17 protein-coding genes are annotated in these 15,393 nt (G+C 52.7%); 13 read left to right on the top strand and 4 right to left on the bottom strand.

Annotation, left to right across the window (positions count from 1 at the left end; all coding sequences use genetic code 11):
* Positions 1 to 352: 352 nt before the first annotated feature.
* The 9 genes from Dpoa2040_RS18080 to Dpoa2040_RS18120 all read left to right on the top strand — a co-directional run bounded on the left by Dpoa2040_RS18080 (position 353) and on the right by Dpoa2040_RS18120 (position 8,703).
* Positions 353 to 787, top strand: a complete 435-nt coding sequence (locus tag Dpoa2040_RS18080) for a nuclear transport factor 2 family protein (RefSeq protein ID WP_168642136.1) — start codon at positions 353 to 355, stop codon at positions 785 to 787.
* Positions 784 to 1,503 (top strand): SDR family NAD(P)-dependent oxidoreductase, encoded by a 720-nt coding sequence (locus Dpoa2040_RS18085; RefSeq protein WP_168642137.1) that lies wholly within the window; start codon positions 784 to 786, stop codon positions 1,501 to 1,503. Before Dpoa2040_RS18080 ends, Dpoa2040_RS18085 begins: the two co-directional genes overlap by 4 nt.
* Complete coding sequence (locus Dpoa2040_RS18090; RefSeq protein ID WP_168642138.1) at positions 1,500 to 2,765, top strand: NAD(P)/FAD-dependent oxidoreductase; 1,266 nt, start codon at positions 1,500 to 1,502, stop codon at positions 2,763 to 2,765. Before Dpoa2040_RS18085 ends, Dpoa2040_RS18090 begins: the two co-directional genes overlap by 4 nt.
* A complete protein-coding gene (locus tag Dpoa2040_RS18095; RefSeq protein ID WP_168642139.1) occupies positions 2,758 to 3,480 on the top strand; it encodes a DUF1365 domain-containing protein in 723 nt (240 codons plus the stop codon). The genes Dpoa2040_RS18090 and Dpoa2040_RS18095 overlap by 8 nt, the downstream gene beginning before the upstream one ends.
* Entirely contained in the window at positions 3,477 to 4,697 is a 1,221-nt protein-coding gene (locus Dpoa2040_RS18100; RefSeq protein ID WP_168642140.1) for a cyclopropane-fatty-acyl-phospholipid synthase family protein, read from the top strand. The genes Dpoa2040_RS18095 and Dpoa2040_RS18100 overlap by 4 nt, the downstream gene beginning before the upstream one ends.
* A 106-nt stretch (positions 4,698 to 4,803) precedes the next feature.
* On the top strand, positions 4,804 to 5,337 hold the full coding sequence (locus Dpoa2040_RS18105) for a DUF3833 domain-containing protein (RefSeq protein ID WP_168642141.1): 534 nt from the start codon (positions 4,804 to 4,806) through the stop codon (positions 5,335 to 5,337).
* Positions 5,334 to 6,293, top strand: coding sequence for a DUF523 and DUF1722 domain-containing protein (locus Dpoa2040_RS18110; RefSeq protein WP_168642142.1), 960 nt, complete (start codon positions 5,334 to 5,336; stop codon positions 6,291 to 6,293). Before Dpoa2040_RS18105 ends, Dpoa2040_RS18110 begins: the two co-directional genes overlap by 4 nt.
* Positions 6,294 to 6,451: 158 nt before the next feature.
* Positions 6,452 to 7,087: a carbonic anhydrase gene (locus tag Dpoa2040_RS18115; RefSeq protein WP_042868707.1), complete on the top strand. Its 636-nt coding sequence runs from the start codon at positions 6,452 to 6,454 to the stop codon at positions 7,085 to 7,087.
* Between the two features lie 833 nt (positions 7,088 to 7,920).
* On the top strand, positions 7,921 to 8,703 hold the full coding sequence (locus Dpoa2040_RS18120) for a transporter substrate-binding domain-containing protein (protein WP_168642143.1): 783 nt from the start codon (positions 7,921 to 7,923) through the stop codon (positions 8,701 to 8,703).
* 213 nt (positions 8,704 to 8,916) lie between these two features.
* On the opposite strand, the gene Dpoa2040_RS18125 is transcribed toward Dpoa2040_RS18120, so the two are convergent.
* Positions 8,917 to 9,849 (bottom strand): nucleoside recognition domain-containing protein, encoded by a 933-nt coding sequence (locus Dpoa2040_RS18125; RefSeq protein ID WP_168642144.1) that lies wholly within the window; start codon positions 9,847 to 9,849, stop codon positions 8,917 to 8,919.
* Between the two features lie 304 nt (positions 9,850 to 10,153).
* Here Dpoa2040_RS18125 and mltB point away from each other — a divergent pair, with 304 nt between their 5' ends.
* Both mltB and ddlA read left to right on the top strand, forming a co-directional pair.
* Positions 10,154 to 11,257 (top strand): lytic murein transglycosylase B, encoded by a 1,104-nt coding sequence (gene mltB, locus Dpoa2040_RS18130; RefSeq protein ID WP_210424019.1) that lies wholly within the window; start codon positions 10,154 to 10,156, stop codon positions 11,255 to 11,257.
* Positions 11,258 to 11,730: 473 nt separating this feature from the next.
* Positions 11,731 to 12,831, top strand: coding sequence for a D-alanine--D-alanine ligase (gene ddlA / locus Dpoa2040_RS18135; RefSeq protein ID WP_168642146.1), 1,101 nt, complete (start codon positions 11,731 to 11,733; stop codon positions 12,829 to 12,831).
* A 45-nt stretch (positions 12,832 to 12,876) separates the two neighbouring features.
* Here ddlA and Dpoa2040_RS18140 read toward each other — a convergent pair whose 3' ends face one another.
* Positions 12,877 to 13,161, bottom strand: coding sequence for a YciI family protein (locus tag Dpoa2040_RS18140; RefSeq protein ID WP_168642147.1), 285 nt, complete (start codon positions 13,159 to 13,161; stop codon positions 12,877 to 12,879).
* Complete coding sequence (locus Dpoa2040_RS18145) at positions 13,121 to 13,570, bottom strand: VOC family protein (RefSeq protein ID WP_050569392.1); 450 nt, start codon at positions 13,568 to 13,570, stop codon at positions 13,121 to 13,123. The genes Dpoa2040_RS18140 and Dpoa2040_RS18145 overlap by 41 nt, the downstream gene beginning before the upstream one ends.
* Before the next feature lie 135 nt (positions 13,571 to 13,705).
* Here Dpoa2040_RS18145 and Dpoa2040_RS18150 point away from each other — a divergent pair, with 135 nt between their 5' ends.
* Positions 13,706 to 14,188 carry a GNAT family N-acetyltransferase gene (locus Dpoa2040_RS18150; RefSeq protein ID WP_050569391.1) on the top strand — a complete coding sequence of 161 codons (483 nt, stop codon included), beginning with the start codon at positions 13,706 to 13,708 and terminating at the stop codon, positions 14,186 to 14,188.
* Positions 14,189 to 14,263: 75 nt separating this feature from the next.
* Positions 14,264 to 14,503, top strand: a complete 240-nt coding sequence (locus Dpoa2040_RS18155; RefSeq protein ID WP_042868699.1) for a DinI family protein — start codon at positions 14,264 to 14,266, stop codon at positions 14,501 to 14,503.
* A 46-nt stretch (positions 14,504 to 14,549) separates the two neighbouring features.
* Here the strand turns inward: Dpoa2040_RS18155 and Dpoa2040_RS18160 are convergent, their stop codons facing one another.
* A complete protein-coding gene (locus Dpoa2040_RS18160) occupies positions 14,550 to 15,311 on the bottom strand; it encodes a YnfC family lipoprotein (protein ID WP_168642148.1) in 762 nt (253 codons plus the stop codon).
* Positions 15,312 to 15,393: the final 82 nt, after the last annotated feature.

Here is a 15,393-nt window from a genome sequence, read left to right on the forward strand (position 1 = left end):
TCCATACTAAGAACGCTATTAAATGCCGTTAAACAAACCGGAAAAATACACCGAATTAATATGCTCCACATCGTCCATCGTTATGTTCGCGCAGGCAACGTTCCTGGAGTTTCAATAGCAGCTGGCAACTAAAAAGGAAAATTAACGGTTCGAGCAGAAGATGATTCCGCCTACTGGAAAACAAATCGCATCGCGGCACTTTCCCGGCCACCACCTCCCAAAAAACCACAACAATCTTATAATCTTAAGAAGCCATACAAAATCACCAAAAAAACTTAGACAAAAAAACAAGTTTGTGTAAGTTTTGATTATACTGTTTTAATACTGATGGTTCGACGAAAGGTTAACGCCTATGAGCACAATGCGATCCGTATTCGACAACTTCGTTGGCTTTTACACTGAGTTGGATACTCAGCCGCTGGGGCTGTTGTCTGCGCTCTATCACCCGTCAGCCATACTTATCGATCCGTTCGGTCAGCACCAGGGCCTACCCGCGATACAGGACTATTTTTCACATTTGCTGGAAAACACAAAACAGTGTCGTTTCACCATCAATATCCCGATTTGCGAACATGATCGTTTTGCCGCGAACTGGACTATGCATTGGTCACACCCCGGTATATCAGGCGGCAAAGCGCTGTCGCTGTCAGGATGCTCCATCGTTGACGTGCAGCAGACTCGCATCACGCACCAGCGTGATTACTACGATGTCGGCGAGATGATTTATGAACACCTTCCGCTATTGGGATGGGCCGTTCGCGGCGTCAAGAGAAGGGTATCTGTATGATGACGATCCTTATCACCGGCGCAAGTTCAGGCATTGGCGCAGCGCTGGCAAAATCCTGGGCGGAGGATGGCCACCACGTTATTGCCTGCGGCAGAAATGCCGCCCGCCTTGAGGCCTTGCGTCAGTTCACCCCACAGATCTCCATTCGCCAGTTTGACATCACCGATAGTCAGGCTTGCCGCGCAGCACTGGCCAACTGTCGCATCGACCTGGCCGTACTCTGCGCCGGAAGCTGTGAATATCTCGACCACGGCGTTATCGACCCGGAACTGGTGTCGCGTGTCATGAACGCGAATGTTATCGGTCCCATTAATTGCCTTGCGGCATTACAGGCGCAGCTCGCGCCCGGTAGCCGTGTAGTGCTGGTTAGCTCAATGGCTCACTGGCTGCCCTTCCCGCGCGCGGAGGCGTATGGCGCATCAAAAGCCGCGCTGAGCTGGTTTGCAGACAGCCTGCGGCTGGACTGGGAGCCAAAAGGTATCGCCGTGACCGTGGTTTCACCAGGCTTTGTCGATACCCCGCTTACCCGTAAAAACGACTTTTCGATGCCGGGTATCATCACCGTCGAACAGGCAGTGAAAGCGATACGGCGCGGCATCAGGCAAGGAAAAACGCATATCGCCTTTCCGACCGGTTTTGGCGCACTGCTGCGCCTGCTGTCGTGGCTCCCAAGAATCGCTCAACGTGCGCTACTGCGCAGGATGGTGAGGTCATGAAAATCGCTATCATCGGCAGTGGCATCGCCGGGCTAACCTGCGCGTGGCGGCTGGCCGGGCACCATGAAGTGATCATGCTGGAAGCAGGCCCCACGCCGGGTGGGCATACCGCCACCGTAGATGTCGCCACCCCTTCCGGCACCTATGCCATTGATACCGGGTTCATTGTTTATAATGATCGCACCTACCCGCGATTTATGGGGCTACTGAGCGAACTGGGCATCAGCGGACAGAAAACGGAGATGAGTTTTTCGGTGCATAATCCGGCAAACGGTCTTGAATATAACGGCCATTCGATCAGTTCGCTCTTTGCGCAACGCAGGAATCTGGTTAACCCCCGGTTTTGGGGGCTACTAAAAGAGATCGTCCGCTTTAATCATCTGGCGAAACAGGCCGTTACACAGTCGGTTGGCGACCACGACACACTGCAAACCTTTCTTTCTCGCCATCGCTTTAATGCGTTTTTTGCCCGTCACTATATTTTGCCCATGGGAGCGGCGATATGGTCATCGTCATTACAGGAGATGCGCCGCTTCCCGCTTGCCCTGTTTTTACGCTTTTTTGACAACCACGGCCTGCTGGATATCACGCAACGCCCGCAGTGGTACGTGGTGCCCGGCGGCTCACGGGAATATGTACGCGCCCTGCTCGCTCAGTTGGAAAATCGTTTCACGCTTCACGTCAATACCCCCGTGAAGAACGTGGTACGCCATGATCAGGGCGTAGAGATCTGTCTGGCGGACACAACCTTCATGGTCGATCAGGTGATTTTCGCCTGTCACTCCACGCAAGCACTTACGCTGCTGGATCAGCCCAGCCGGGAAGAAACGGAGATTCTGGGTGATATCGGCTGGCAGCGTAACGAGGTCGTACTGCACGGCGATAAGCGCTGGCTGCCGGTGCGGTCAGCTGCCTGGGCCAGTTGGAACTATCGCCTGCCTCACGACGAGCAGGCCAGTGCCTGCGTCACCTACAACATGAATATTTTGCAAGGATTGCCACAAGCAAGTCCGTTGTTCTGCGTCACCCTCAATCCCGATTCATCGATTGATGAACGCTATGTCTGGAAGCGCTTTGTCTACGAGCACCCAGTGTTTAACCCGAAAAGCTGGCGTGCGCAGTCACGACGCGCAGAGATTAACGGTCAACGGCATAGCTGGTTTTGTGGAGCTTACTGGTACAACGGTTTTCACGAAGACGGAGTACGCAGCGCACTGGATGTGGTCAGGGGAATCGCCGACAAGGAGAACATTAATGATTAACTGTCTATATCGTGGCGTATTACGCCACCGTCGCTGGCAACCGCGGACGCATCAGTTTCGCTATAATGTATTTATGGCGTATCTGGATTTGGATGAACTGGATAGCCTGCCATCGGTGGGTATCCGCCGTAATCAGTTTGCCGCCGTCGCGTTTTACGATAGCGACTACCCGCTGGGCACGCCGCTGAAAGAAAACGTGCTTGGCAAGCTGGCGGCGCTGACCGGTGAACGCCCTGATGGCAAGATCATGCTGTTAACTCAACTGCGTTATCTGGGCTTTCATTTTAACCCGGTGAATTTTTACTATTGCTTTGACGCGCAGGAAACCCTGCGCTGGGTCCTTGCCGAGGTGCGTAATACACCGTGGAACGAACGCCACTATTACGCGGTCAACGCGCAGGAAACCACTCCTGTCGATAAAGCATTCCACGTCTCTCCCTTCAACCCGATGGATATGGTCTACCACTGGCGGTTTAACTGCCCCGACAAAACGTTACATCTGCATATCGAAAACCATCAGGATGAAAAAGTGTTCGACGCAACGCTGATGCTGGTACGTAAACCGCTCACGCGTCTGCACCTTCGCCATATGCAGCTCAGCATTCCGTTGATGACCCTGAAAACCATTGCTGCCATTTACTGGCAGGCGCTGCTGCTGTGGTTTAAACGGGTGCCGATTTATAACCATCCTGTCAGCAGGAGTGAACGCTCATGACCGACCCCGCTTTTGCGCTTGAACCTGATGTTCCGCGTACGGTTCGCTTTGCCCGCTGGCTGCTATTCCGTTTGCTGGCGGGTTTACAACACGGGTCGCTGACAGTACGCGAAGGCAGCCAAACCGTCCATTTTGGTGACCCCGCGTCTTCCCTGTGCGCCGAAGTCAGTCTCCTTTCCCCCGGCGTTTATTGGCGTCTCCTGACCGGCGGCAGCATCGCAGCAGCGGAATCCTGGATGGACGGCGAATGGGAGACAGACCAGCTCACCGCATTACTGCAAATCATGGCGGTCAATGCCAGCGTACTGAGCCGACTGGAAAATGGCTTTCGCCTGCTGGGTCAACCATTCCAGCGAATATGGCACTGGACACACCGCAATCATCGGCAGCAGGCACGCGAAAACATTGCCGCGCATTACGATCTGGGTAATCAGTTTTACCAACACTTTCTTGACGATGACTTGCTCTATTCCAGCGCGCTATTTACCCCAGCTACGCCGGATCTCGCCAGTGCGCAGCAGGCAAAAATGCGGCGGTTGTGTGAAGAGCTGTCGTTGACGCCTGACGATCACCTGCTTGAGATCGGCACCGGCTGGGGAGCGCTGGCGGAGTTTGCCGCCCGCCATTACGGCTGTCGGGTAACGACCACCACCCTTTCCCGCGAGCAGTACCACTATGCGGTGGCGCGTATTGCCCGTGCAGGTTTGCAGGACCGGGTAACGGTGCTGCTATGCGACTACCGCGATCTCACCGGTCAGTTCGACAAACTGGTGTCGGTGGAAATGATCGAAGCCGTCGGAAAATCCTTTCTACCGCAATTTTTCCAGACCTGTCAGGCACGCCTGCGTCTGGGCGGGAAAATGGCTATTCAGGCGATCACTATTCAGGATCAGCGCTACCGCGACTACAGCAAAAGCGTGGATTTTATTCAGCGTTACATCTTTCCCGGTGGTTTTTTGCCCAGCGTCACGGCGATAAGCGAGCTGATGACACGCCATACTGATTTTGTGTTGCGCAACTTATTCGATATGGGACCGCACTATGCCCAAACGCTGGCGCACTGGCGGCAACGTTTCCTTAATACCTGGCCGGACATCGAACGACTCGGATTCGACACACGCTTTCGCCGCATGTGGCTGTACTACCTTGGCTACTGCGAAGCCGGGTTTAACGCACGAACCATCAGCGTGGTGCAATTTACCGCAGAGCGCGTGTGAACGGTGACGTGCCATCGATCATCTTTAGCGAAAGCTTTCTGATCATCTGGCTGAGTCCGCACACTCAATGTCCCAAATTACGGCAGCAATTGCCTGGTGGTGAAAGATGATACGATTTCTGATCCTCAGCCTGACGGTGTTGATGCTGCTGGCTGGCTGTCGCACAGACATTCACGATTACCGTGACCGACAGCCGCTATTCGATATCTTCCGCTATTTTCAGGGCCAGACGGAAGCCTGGGGGATGGTGCAGGCACACTGTGGTCAACAACTACGCCGCTTTCACGTTGTTATGCACGGTGATGTCGAGGGCGACACGCTGACGCTTAACGAACGGTTTGTCTACGACGATGGCGAACAGCAGCGGCGCATCTGGCATATCCGCCGTATCAGCAGCGATAGCTATGAAGGAACCGCAGAAGATATTGAAGGCATCGCACGCGGCCAGGCGGCGGGCAACGCGTTTCACTGGCAGTACAGCATGAACGTGAAGGTGGACGGCACAACCTGGCTACTCGACTTCGATGACTGGATGTTCCTGCAAGACGGCATCCACCTGTTTAATAAGACGGAAATGAAAAAATTCGGCATTACTGCAGGCTATGTCACGCTGTTTTTTAGTAAAGGAGCAACGCCATGAACAGTAAACCTGTACTCGGCATTAGCGGATGTCTGACCGGCTCAACGGTTCGGTTTGACGGTGGGCATAAACGTATGCGCTTCGTGATGGATGAACTGGCGCAATGGGTAACGTTCAGGCCCGTCTGTCCGGAAATGGCTATCGGCCTGCCGGTTCCCCGTCCAGCACTTCGTCTTATCCAGACCGCCAGCGGTGATATCCGTATGCGTTTTAGCCATGCGCCGCAGCAAGATGTTACCGAAAAAATGGAAGACTTTGCCGCACATTATCTGCCCACGGTCGGCGAGCTGACCGGGTTCATCGTTTGCGCAAAATCGCCCAGTTGCGGCATGGAACGGGTGCGCCTGTACGATGAGCAAGGCAATCGTGGCAGTAAAGAAGGTACTGGTCTTTTCACCGCTGCGCTGTTGAAAGCATACCCCTGGCTTCCGGTCGAGGAAGATGGACGCCTGCACGACCCGGTGTTACGCGAGAATTTTATAGAGCGCCTGTTTGCGCTGCATGAGCTTAACGCGCTACGCGCCGACGGGCTAACCCGCCACGGTCTGCTGGCGTTTCACAGCCGATACAAACTTCAGCTACTGGCACACCATCAGGCAGGCTACCGCGAGATCGGCCCTTTTGTTGCCCGCCTCCACGAATGGAACGATCTGGATGCTTTTTTCATTGCTTACCGCGAAAAACTGATGGCGATTCTAAGACAACCAGCCTCGCGTAAAAACCACACCAATGTGCTGATGCACATTCAAGGTTATTTTCGTAACCAGCTCAATGATCGCCAGCGCGCGGAACTGCGAAAGGTCATTATCAATTATCGGGCTGGACGTCTGCCCATTCTCGCACCGCTCACGCTGCTGAAACACTATTTAGCCGAACACCCCGATGACTATCTGTTGACGCAAAACTATTTTGATCCATACCCGGAAGAATTGGGATTGCGTTTAGCTGTCGTATAACCATCAACGTATAACCATTAAGTTAAAGGCAAGAAGTTAAGGGCAAGGCCCTATCCCAAAGGGCCATGAAACAGGTCAGATAACACCGTCAACATCACCTGCAACTGAAGCGTGACGGGGATACCATGTAGTGATAACTGCTAAAAAGAGAACGTGCTATGCAACATATCATTGAGGGGTTCCTCAGTTTTCAAAAAGAAATATTTCCTCAACGTAAGGAGCTATTTCGCAGCCTGGCGGCCAGCCAGAATCCTAAAGCGCTGTTTATTTCCTGTTCAGACAGCCGCCTGGTGCCAGAGCTGGTTACCCAGCAGGAACCGGGGCAGCTCTTTGTTATCCGCAATGCCGGCAACATTGTACCTTCTTTCGGCCCGGAGCCTGGCGGCGTCTCCGCCACTATTGAATATGCGGTGGTTGCGCTGGGCGTGACTGATATTGTGATCTGCGGTCATTCCAACTGTGGCGCGATGAAGGCCATCGCCTCGTGCCAGTGCCTCGACCCGATGCCTGCCGTGGCGCACTGGCTACGTTACGCTGATGCCGCTAAAGCGGTCGTGGAGAAGAAAAGCTGGGATAACGAAACCGATAAAGTCAATGCGATGGTGGAAGAGAACGTCATTGCGCAACTGAACAATATCAAAACACATCCTTCCGTCGCTGTCGGGCTACGCAATAATGCGCTGCGACTGCACGGCTGGGTATACGATATTGAAAGCGGTGTGATTCGTACGCTGGATAAAAACAGCAAAACGTTTGTCTCGCTGGCAGATAATCCACACGTTTGTTTCGAGTAACGCCACTTTCAGCCAGTAAGAATGCCCTGCTGCATTACGTAGCAGGATGATGTGGCAGGGCATATACATAAAGAATCAACACGTTCAGTAGTAATCGGTTGCAGTGACACTCTCTGAACGCCTGATTAATCTGACCATGGCAGTCATGACGCCATAAACACACAGCTATCCTCACGCTGGCACCCTGCCAACCAGGTAGTTATCGAATTTATCACCGCCGGCTTCACATCTTCACTTTGCGTCCTGACACGTCGTATTTCTTGATCTCACGTATTCAACTACCTGACTATTTCCCAGGATACAAAAAGCGCCTTCACAGTGACGACATTTTAATATTCATAAATTTACATCCTGAAAACAAAATAATAACTAATATTCATTATTTCACGTATAAATTAACTCCCGTTTTCCGGATAGGGAATGTGAATTGTGGATAGGGATGTGAAACGCAATCATGATGCAGCGCCTGACATTTTTCTTGTCTTCACTATTAACGTTATATGTTGTGCGGTCTTTAGCGGTTCCGTGTCGCTGTACTGCCCAATTTCTTATGGCCTGCGTGTAGTGAAAAAATACTTTTTATGTAAGGAAGGGGGCTACTTTCACCGCAGCACGCATCTTAATTAGGATTATTCTTATTAGCCGTAATGAAGGTAGTTTTGCAGCGCTTTCTTGCACATTTTCTGGAAATACAATCGGTAATATCCTGGCTCAGAGGGAATTAAGAGAGCAAGCCTGTGCAACGCCAGATCATTTTACTGTCACAGGTAATGATATGAATACCGGAATATTTATATTTACTTTTATATGGTTAAAAAAGAGGTGTTATGGTTATGTTTAGAAAATTATATATTCTGCCAATCATTATCATTTTCACGATTTCACCATTGGCCTTTGCCCATCAGGGAGTCATTCGCATTGGTGTCGATTTAACGTTTTCTCCCTTTCAAAGCAGAGACATAAATGGCAATCCAGCAGGATTTGAAATCGATATAACTGATGCTATCTGCAAATCAGTAAATGCAAAGTGTGATTATATCGTAAACACATTTGACTCACAGATTCCGGCGCTTCTCGCCAAAAAAATAGACGTCATCTCACCGCTTGCAGTAACGCGAAAGAGAAAGGAAGCGATAGATTTCAGTAACTATGTTTTTCATATACCAACCAGACTCGTCGCAAGAAAAACAGCAACGTTTCTTCCGCAGGCTGACATGCTTCGGGGGAAAAACATAGGGGTACAACAAGGAACGATTCAGGAAACCTATGCCAACAAATACTGGCTGCCTGCCGGAGTTAATGTGAAAAGCTATCCTGATCAGGAAGCGATTTATGAAGATTTGTATGCCGGAAGACTTGACGGCGCACTGTGCCCGTCGGTTTCCATCACATTCGGATTTTTACAAACCCCGGAAGGTAAAGATTTTGAATTAAAGGGTCCCGAAGTCACTGATGCCAATCTATTCAGCATCGGTTCAGCCTACGGTATACGCAAAGGCGATACCGAAACCAAGCAACTTTTCAATCAGGGACTACAGAATATAATCAACAACGGTACATTTGCACGTATCAAGAAACGATATTTTGGCGATATTGATTTAAGCGTAAAAGAATAATGTCAGGCACGCTCAACTGATTCTTCTATAAACGCTACACGATTTCTTTTTTTTAGCTCGATCATTTTCTCAGTCCCGGCCACAACAAGGCCGGGAACAGGCACAGCACCGCTAAACCGGATAGTATGTGATGACAGCCCTCAATGATCGTCTCTGTAATTGTTGATGCCTCGCACGTCGGAGGATGTCGTTACGCTCACAATCTGTGATGATTCAAAACACCACCCCATGCAGCACTGTTCTAACCGCAATACCGAACAGTGCGCCCAATCCAGCGTAGCGAAACAGACGAGTAAAGCGGGAACCCACGCCAAGAAAAATGCCTATCCCCGGTAAATCAAACGTCTGAATCAGTAATCCGGCGGATGCGTTGATCTGACTGGCGGTCATCTTCCCTTGCTGCATCAAGTCCGACACCACACCAAAATAAGCGGTACCGCCCGCCAGGCATTTCACCAGCGTCGGCATCACGAAAACCGGCGAAATATGGGCAGCAGCCAGCAGTGGTGAGAAAAAGCGCTCAAGCGCCGTCACCGCGCCAGCGGCTTCCAGTATGCCGACAATCGTCATGGAGAGAATCAGCATCGGCACCGACCCAAGCGCCAGCCGGATGGCATCAGCACCAGCACTATTAATAATGCCGATGAGTCCTCTGGCGGAAGGCTCATCAGCAGAGAGTTCGCCGGAGCGCTGGCTCTCTACGACAGACAGATTGCGCCCCAGCACATGATAGGTCAGCGCAGCGGCGGCCAGCCCGCCGACAATCGAGATGACAATCGCTCCCGCCCAGTGCAGGCCAAATGGCGTCAGCGGATAAAACACGTTGCCCTGCCCCATGGCGAACACCATCGCCAGCGTCGCCGCCATATGACGATCAGACACGCCGCGTTTTTCCATCATCGATAACGTTGCCAACGGCGCGGCAAAACTGACGAAATTGAGCTGAATCAGCGCGAAGGTGCTCATCCCGGTGAGCCCGAAGGGCTTGAGAATCGGCGCCATCCAGCGCACCAGCGCATCCACAACGCCTTTCACTTCCAGAAACCGCATGATGACCAGCATCACCACCATAATCGGCAACAGTGTATACAGTGCAACGTCAACCGAGGTTCTCCCCGATGACATGATAATTCCAATCACGTTCATGTAATGTCCCTGCACGGGTGCAACTATTTCAATTGTCATTTCAAGTCATTCCAATTGTCCGGTTACCCAATGACTGCCGCTGACGGCGCACTCCCGGATTTTCCGCCCGGTTATTTTCGTGACAATCATCACAATATTCCAGAACGTTTTTTACCAACGCAGCATCAGAGGATTGCAATACTCAGGCGCACCGGCTGACAGATAATCCATCGTTCGCCAGAACGTCACAATTCGGTTTTTTCCCTATGGACGTTGCGCTACCATGGCCGCCACGTTGTTTTTGACTGAATTATATGGATATCTGATGAGTCGCCTGGTTGCTGTTCTCCCGCTGTTGCTGGCGCTGTCTGCCTGCAGCAACAAATCCGCTGAGCCCGCCGGGGCTGAAATTATTGGTACACCCGCCACCAACGCCCCGTCCGGCGGCTTTTTATTATCCCCCGCTCATGCCGGCGGCCTGCTGACCAGCGGCGATTTCGCCAACAGCCCGGAGGTGGACCGTTTCGTGGATAAAATGGTGAGACAGTACGGCTTTGAGCGCCAGCAACTGCACGACGTGCTGGCGCAAGCGCAGCGGCTGGACTGGGTAATAAGACTCATGGATAAACAGGCGCCCGCGCCGTCAACCGCCACGCCCTCCAACACGCCCAACGGCGCCTGGCTGCGTTACCGCAAGCAGTTCATCACCCCAGATAACCTGCAAAACGGCGTCGCATTCTGGAACCAGTATCAGGACGCACTGGAGCGCGCCCGGCAGGTTTACGGCGTACCACCGGAAATCATCGTCGGTATTATCGGGGTAGAAACCCGTTGGGGCCGGGTGATGGGCAAAACCCGCATTCTGGATGCGCTGGTCACGCTGTCTTTCGCTTACCCACGCCGCGCCGAGTACTTCCAAAGCGAGCTGGAGTACTTTTTGCTGATGGCACGGGAAGATGGGTTTGACCCGCTGTCACTGCGTGGTTCGTTTGCTGGCGCGATGGGCTACGGCCAGTTCATGCCGTCAGCATTCAAGAAATACGCGGTGGATTTCAACGGCGACGGCGTTCCCAACCTGTGGGACCCGGTGGACGCCATCGGCAGCGTCGCCAACTACTTCAAATCAAACGGCTGGCAACCTAACCAGCAGGTCGCCATACCCGCCAGCGGTCAGACTTTCTCGCTGGAAACCGGCTTTAAAACCCGTTACTCCCTGTCAACGCTGGCAGCGGCAGGGCTGCGCCCGACTGCGTCACTGGGTGGCTATCAGGAAGCCAGTCTGCTACGCCTCGACATGGGCAGCTACTACCAATTCTGGTACGGCCTGCCAAACTTCTACGCCATCACCCGTTACAACCACAGCGTGCACTACGCGATGGCGGTATGGCAGTTAGGGGAAGAAGTCAGAAAAGCACGGCAGGGGTATTAAGTCTGGACCTGGCTGTTGAACAACAGCCGGGTTGTTTTAGCAGCCGGAACAGCGACGGATAATCAACGCAGCCATCGCCCGGTGCGGATCAACGGGTTGGGCGGCATGTTCCGCGAACAACCGTGTCGCCTGAGTGACAAGGACATCGTGGTATATCAATCAGCTTCGGCCAGATGAATGTCAGTCAGGCAACCTCCCGGCAGACAGGTTCTTATTCTCTGGCCGACTCTTTCATTCCTCACGCCGCGCCCCTCGTTACCAACGATATGAAACCCCTTCTCTTTTCACACCTCGCTTTAAGATGCGCAATTTCTGCGCCACCACCGAAAAAGGCGGGGTTCGGCGACCGGAAAAAAGTCCCGCCTCGCGGCATGAAGTGATACTCTTGCAGCCACAGATCAAGACGTCTTATCAGGCGCCAGACAGTTCAACGAACCTATAACGGAAAACGATCCCATAACGGAAAGAGTGATATGAGTAAAATTCGGGTTGGCGTGGTTTTTGGTGGTAAATCCTCTGAGCACGAAGTGTCACTGCAGTCCGCAAAAAATATTGTGGATGCGATTGATAAAACACGGTTCGATGTGGTGCTGTTAGGCATCGACAAGCAAGGGGAATGGCACGTTAACGATGCCTCCAACTACCTGCTCAACGCCAACAACCCAGCGCTGATCGCCCTGAACCGCTCCAGTCAAAACGTGGCGTTGATCCCAGGACAAACCCATCATCAGTTGATCGACACGGCCAGCGCCAGTGCCCTGTCGCAGATTGACGTCATTTTCCCGATCGTTCACGGCACGCTGGGCGAAGATGGTTCATTGCAAGGCCTGTTGCGCATGGCGAACATTCCGTTTGTCGGCAGCAGCGTACTAGGTTCTGCGGTCAGCATGGATAAAGACGTTACCAAACGCCTGCTGCGCGATGCCGGATTGCAGGTAGCGCCGTTCATCACGCTGACCCGCGCCAACCGCGCCCGCCACCCTTATGAACATGTCATCGCTCAACTCGGCCTGCCGTTGTTCGTCAAACCCGCCAATCAGGGATCGTCCGTCGGCGTCAGCAAGGTGCGCAATCAGGCGGAATTCGAACAGGCGGTCGATCTGGCGTTCAGTTACGACCATAAAGTGCTGGTGGAGTCGGCGATTATTGGCCGGGAAATCGAATGTGCGGTGCTGGGCAACGACTACCCGAAAGCCAGCGTCTGCGGTGAAGTGGTGCTGCATGACGAGTTCTATTCCTACGACACCAAATACATCAACGAAGACGGCGCCGCCGTAGCGATTCCGGCAGCGATGGACGACGAGGTACATCAACGTATCCGCGACATCGCCTTGCAGGTGTTCCAGGCATTGGATTGTCAGGGCATGGCGCGGGTAGACGTGTTCCTGACGCCGGACCAACAGGTTGTCGTTAACGAGGTTAACACCCTGCCCGGTTTCACCAACATCAGTATGTACCCGAAACTGTGGGAGGCCAGCGGCCTTGGCTACACCGACCTGATCACCCGGTTGATTGAACTGGCGCTGGAACGCCATGCGCAAGACAGCAATCTGCAAAGCTCGGTGCGCGAGTGATGAATGCGGCTCCGGCGTGCGCAACGCCAGCCGGAGCGCGTTTAGTCAGATACGGCTCAGAGTCGCGAAGGCATCAATGGTCGTCAGCGGCTGAAAATCAATCACCTCGTAATTGGCTACCGCCTGAAATGGGTCCTGCTGTAGAAAATCATCCAGCGTTTCTCGTCCAACGCTCTTAGCCAGAATCACCCCTCCGGTACGCGGGTTCTTACGCCCGGATGCCACAAACATCCCCTGTTCATATCCCCGTTTTAACCAGGTCACATGCCTTTCCAGCAAGTTTTCCACTTCATCCAGCGGCGCGTTGTATGTCAGGCTGATGATATACATGGCTATTCTCTTTGTTATTCGTCGGCATTGGCCAGCGCCCTTGCTGCAATACCACCCGATAACCGTCGGGATCACAGAAAGTTTTGCCCTGCCGCTCCCAGTAAGGATTAAATGACGCTACCACGCTGAAACCAGCCTGCACCATGCGATGACAGGACGCCTGCCATTCGTCATGATCGGCAATGTACAGCACCAGTAAATCGTCTTCCGTCGGCGCTGGCATGACCGGATGAGCGTGACAAACGGTAAATTCAAGGTGCCAGGCCAGCCCTTGTCGCCCCAGCATAACACCACTGAAACCGTCATGTTGCGCAAACGAACCGACTTTCTGTAACCCCAGTCCGTTACAGTACATCTGTTCGCTCCGTTGTAGGTCCGTTACTGGCCGTGCCACGCGCAATGTGGTCATCATTACTCCTTTTCTATCGCTGATAAGCAGTTTGATATCACAGTTTGCCGCCACTGGCTATTTTGCTTATTCCCCTTTTTTATCATGGAATTATGTGGAATAGTGCTTCGATTGTTGGTTAATAAGGAGCCTGGAATGCCCGCACATCGCCTGTCATTGTTTACCATCCGGCACGAAGCCGTGGATCAGCCCGACATCCTGACGCTATTAGAAAAACTGGATGCTTATCAGTCTGCGTTGTATCCGGCAGAATGCTGCCACTTCACCGATCTGCGTACCGTACCCGCCGATGAACTGATTTTTCTGGTGATCCGCCACCGTGATGGGCACGCGGTGGGCTGTGGTGCCCTCTGGTTGCGTCAACCGGGAGAAGGCGAGATGAAACGCATTTATGTCGAGCCGACCTGCCGCGGCAGCGGGGCGGCGGATCAACTCATGCGGCAGTTGGAACAGCAGGCCCGTCTGGCAGGCTGCCAGGTGATTCGGCTGGAAACCGGCATCCATCAACCACAGGCAATCCGGCTTTACCAACGCCATGGTTATCGCCTGTGTGGCCCGTTTTTTCCTTATGGCGACGATCCGCTCAGCGTCTATATGGAAAAAATGCTAACTGATTGATGTTAAAAAATCATTGCAGCGCCTAAAATTAATGCTGTATATTTACACAGTATTATTCATGGAGAGGCAGCTAATATGTACGTAGAATTAGTTTACGATAAAAGAAACGTGAGTGGGCTACCCAACGCAGCAGAACAGATTAAAAACGAACTCGCCAAACGAATTCACCGGGTGTTTCCGGACGCGGAAATCAAAGTAAAGCCGATGCAGGCCAACGCCATCAACTCCAACGCCAGTAAACAGGACAAATCCACCATTAACCGGATTATCGAAGAGATGTTTAGCGAAGCCGACGAATGGCTGGTGCAGGAGTAACCACTATCGCGCCCAATGCTGTATGCTTCGCCGCTTGCCGGACACCTTAGTAATACTCGATGTTGCTGGTGTGTGTTAGCGTACTGACCGTTTGTGTGACCCCTTTACCATTCGATACCAGCACCTGACACTCGCGCGGATTGAAGTGCGAGTCATACTGGCATGTGGTGCGGGTCACACTGGTTTGCTCGTTGTTTTCTTTGACGATCACCGTGGCATCAAGCCGTTTTTGCACCGGCGCATCGTCTTGCATCTCAACGCGGGTCACTCTGCCGTTTTTCGGTGAAACAAACGTCATACTGACCGGAAATCCCTGATCATCATAACGGTAATTCGCCATCGGCGTTGCACCATCACTTGCACTGTCACCGGTGCTATCACGAGTACTACCACGGTAGATAACTTCCGTAATGGCGTGCTGGTCATTCGACCGATAGCTCAGGCGACCATCTGTGGTGTTTGCCAACTGGCAATGCTCCGTCAACTGGAATAACGCCTGATGAGTGCGCTGCTCCACCAGCGCCTGCCCGTGACGGACCATATCCAGGTCGAGACTCATCTCCGGTTGATAGGTGCGCAGTGCCATGATGCACCCGTTAGCATCAAACGTCCCCTCAACATATGCCGTGACCTTACCGGCTTCATCGGTCTGGGTTTGCGTGAAGTGCTTCACTTTACCGCGTAACGCATCAAAGCCAAAAATATTGGAAAGACCGGCCAGCACCGGGTTCACCGGCTCCACTGTGGGTTTCAGGTCACACCCGGCCAGCAATACCGCACCGGCCAGCATCATGGCGTTTCGTTTCATCGTTGTTATTCCTGAAAACCTGTTGAATGACACTAGTTTACGTCAACACCGAAATAGAGGATAAAAATAACTATCTATCACT

It is taken from the genome of Dickeya sp. CFBP 2040, assembly GCF_012273755.1.
GTDB lineage: Bacteria > Pseudomonadota > Gammaproteobacteria > Enterobacterales > Enterobacteriaceae > Dickeya > Dickeya poaceiphila.

Coding starts and splice junctions, on each gene's coding strand:
- Dpoa2040_RS18080 (WP_168642136.1), top strand. CDS start 353: ATGAGCACAATGCGATCCGTATTCGACAACTTCGTTGGCTTTTACACT.
- Dpoa2040_RS18085 (WP_168642137.1), top strand. CDS start 784: ATGATGACGATCCTTATCACCGGCGCAAGTTCAGGCATTGGCGCAGCG.
- Dpoa2040_RS18090 (WP_168642138.1), top strand. CDS start 1,500: ATGAAAATCGCTATCATCGGCAGTGGCATCGCCGGGCTAACCTGCGCG.
- Dpoa2040_RS18095 (WP_168642139.1), top strand. CDS start 2,758: ATGATTAACTGTCTATATCGTGGCGTATTACGCCACCGTCGCTGGCAA.
- Dpoa2040_RS18100 (WP_168642140.1), top strand. CDS start 3,477: ATGACCGACCCCGCTTTTGCGCTTGAACCTGATGTTCCGCGTACGGTT.
- Dpoa2040_RS18105 (WP_168642141.1), top strand. CDS start 4,804: ATGATACGATTTCTGATCCTCAGCCTGACGGTGTTGATGCTGCTGGCT.
- Dpoa2040_RS18110 (WP_168642142.1), top strand. CDS start 5,334: ATGAACAGTAAACCTGTACTCGGCATTAGCGGATGTCTGACCGGCTCA.
- Dpoa2040_RS18115 (WP_042868707.1), top strand. CDS start 6,452: ATGCAACATATCATTGAGGGGTTCCTCAGTTTTCAAAAAGAAATATTT.
- Dpoa2040_RS18120 (WP_168642143.1), top strand. CDS start 7,921: ATGTTTAGAAAATTATATATTCTGCCAATCATTATCATTTTCACGATT.
- Dpoa2040_RS18125 (WP_168642144.1), bottom strand. CDS start 9,849: ATGAACGTGATTGGAATTATCATGTCATCGGGGAGAACCTCGGTTGAC.
- mltB (WP_210424019.1), top strand. CDS start 10,154: ATGAGTCGCCTGGTTGCTGTTCTCCCGCTGTTGCTGGCGCTGTCTGCC.
- ddlA (WP_168642146.1), top strand. CDS start 11,731: ATGAGTAAAATTCGGGTTGGCGTGGTTTTTGGTGGTAAATCCTCTGAG.
- Dpoa2040_RS18140 (WP_168642147.1), bottom strand. CDS start 13,161: ATGTATATCATCAGCCTGACATACAACGCGCCGCTGGATGAAGTGGAA.
- Dpoa2040_RS18145 (WP_050569392.1), bottom strand. CDS start 13,570: ATGACCACATTGCGCGTGGCACGGCCAGTAACGGACCTACAACGGAGC.
- Dpoa2040_RS18150 (WP_050569391.1), top strand. CDS start 13,706: ATGCCCGCACATCGCCTGTCATTGTTTACCATCCGGCACGAAGCCGTG.
- Dpoa2040_RS18155 (WP_042868699.1), top strand. CDS start 14,264: ATGTACGTAGAATTAGTTTACGATAAAAGAAACGTGAGTGGGCTACCC.
- Dpoa2040_RS18160 (WP_168642148.1), bottom strand. CDS start 15,311: ATGAAACGAAACGCCATGATGCTGGCCGGTGCGGTATTGCTGGCCGGG.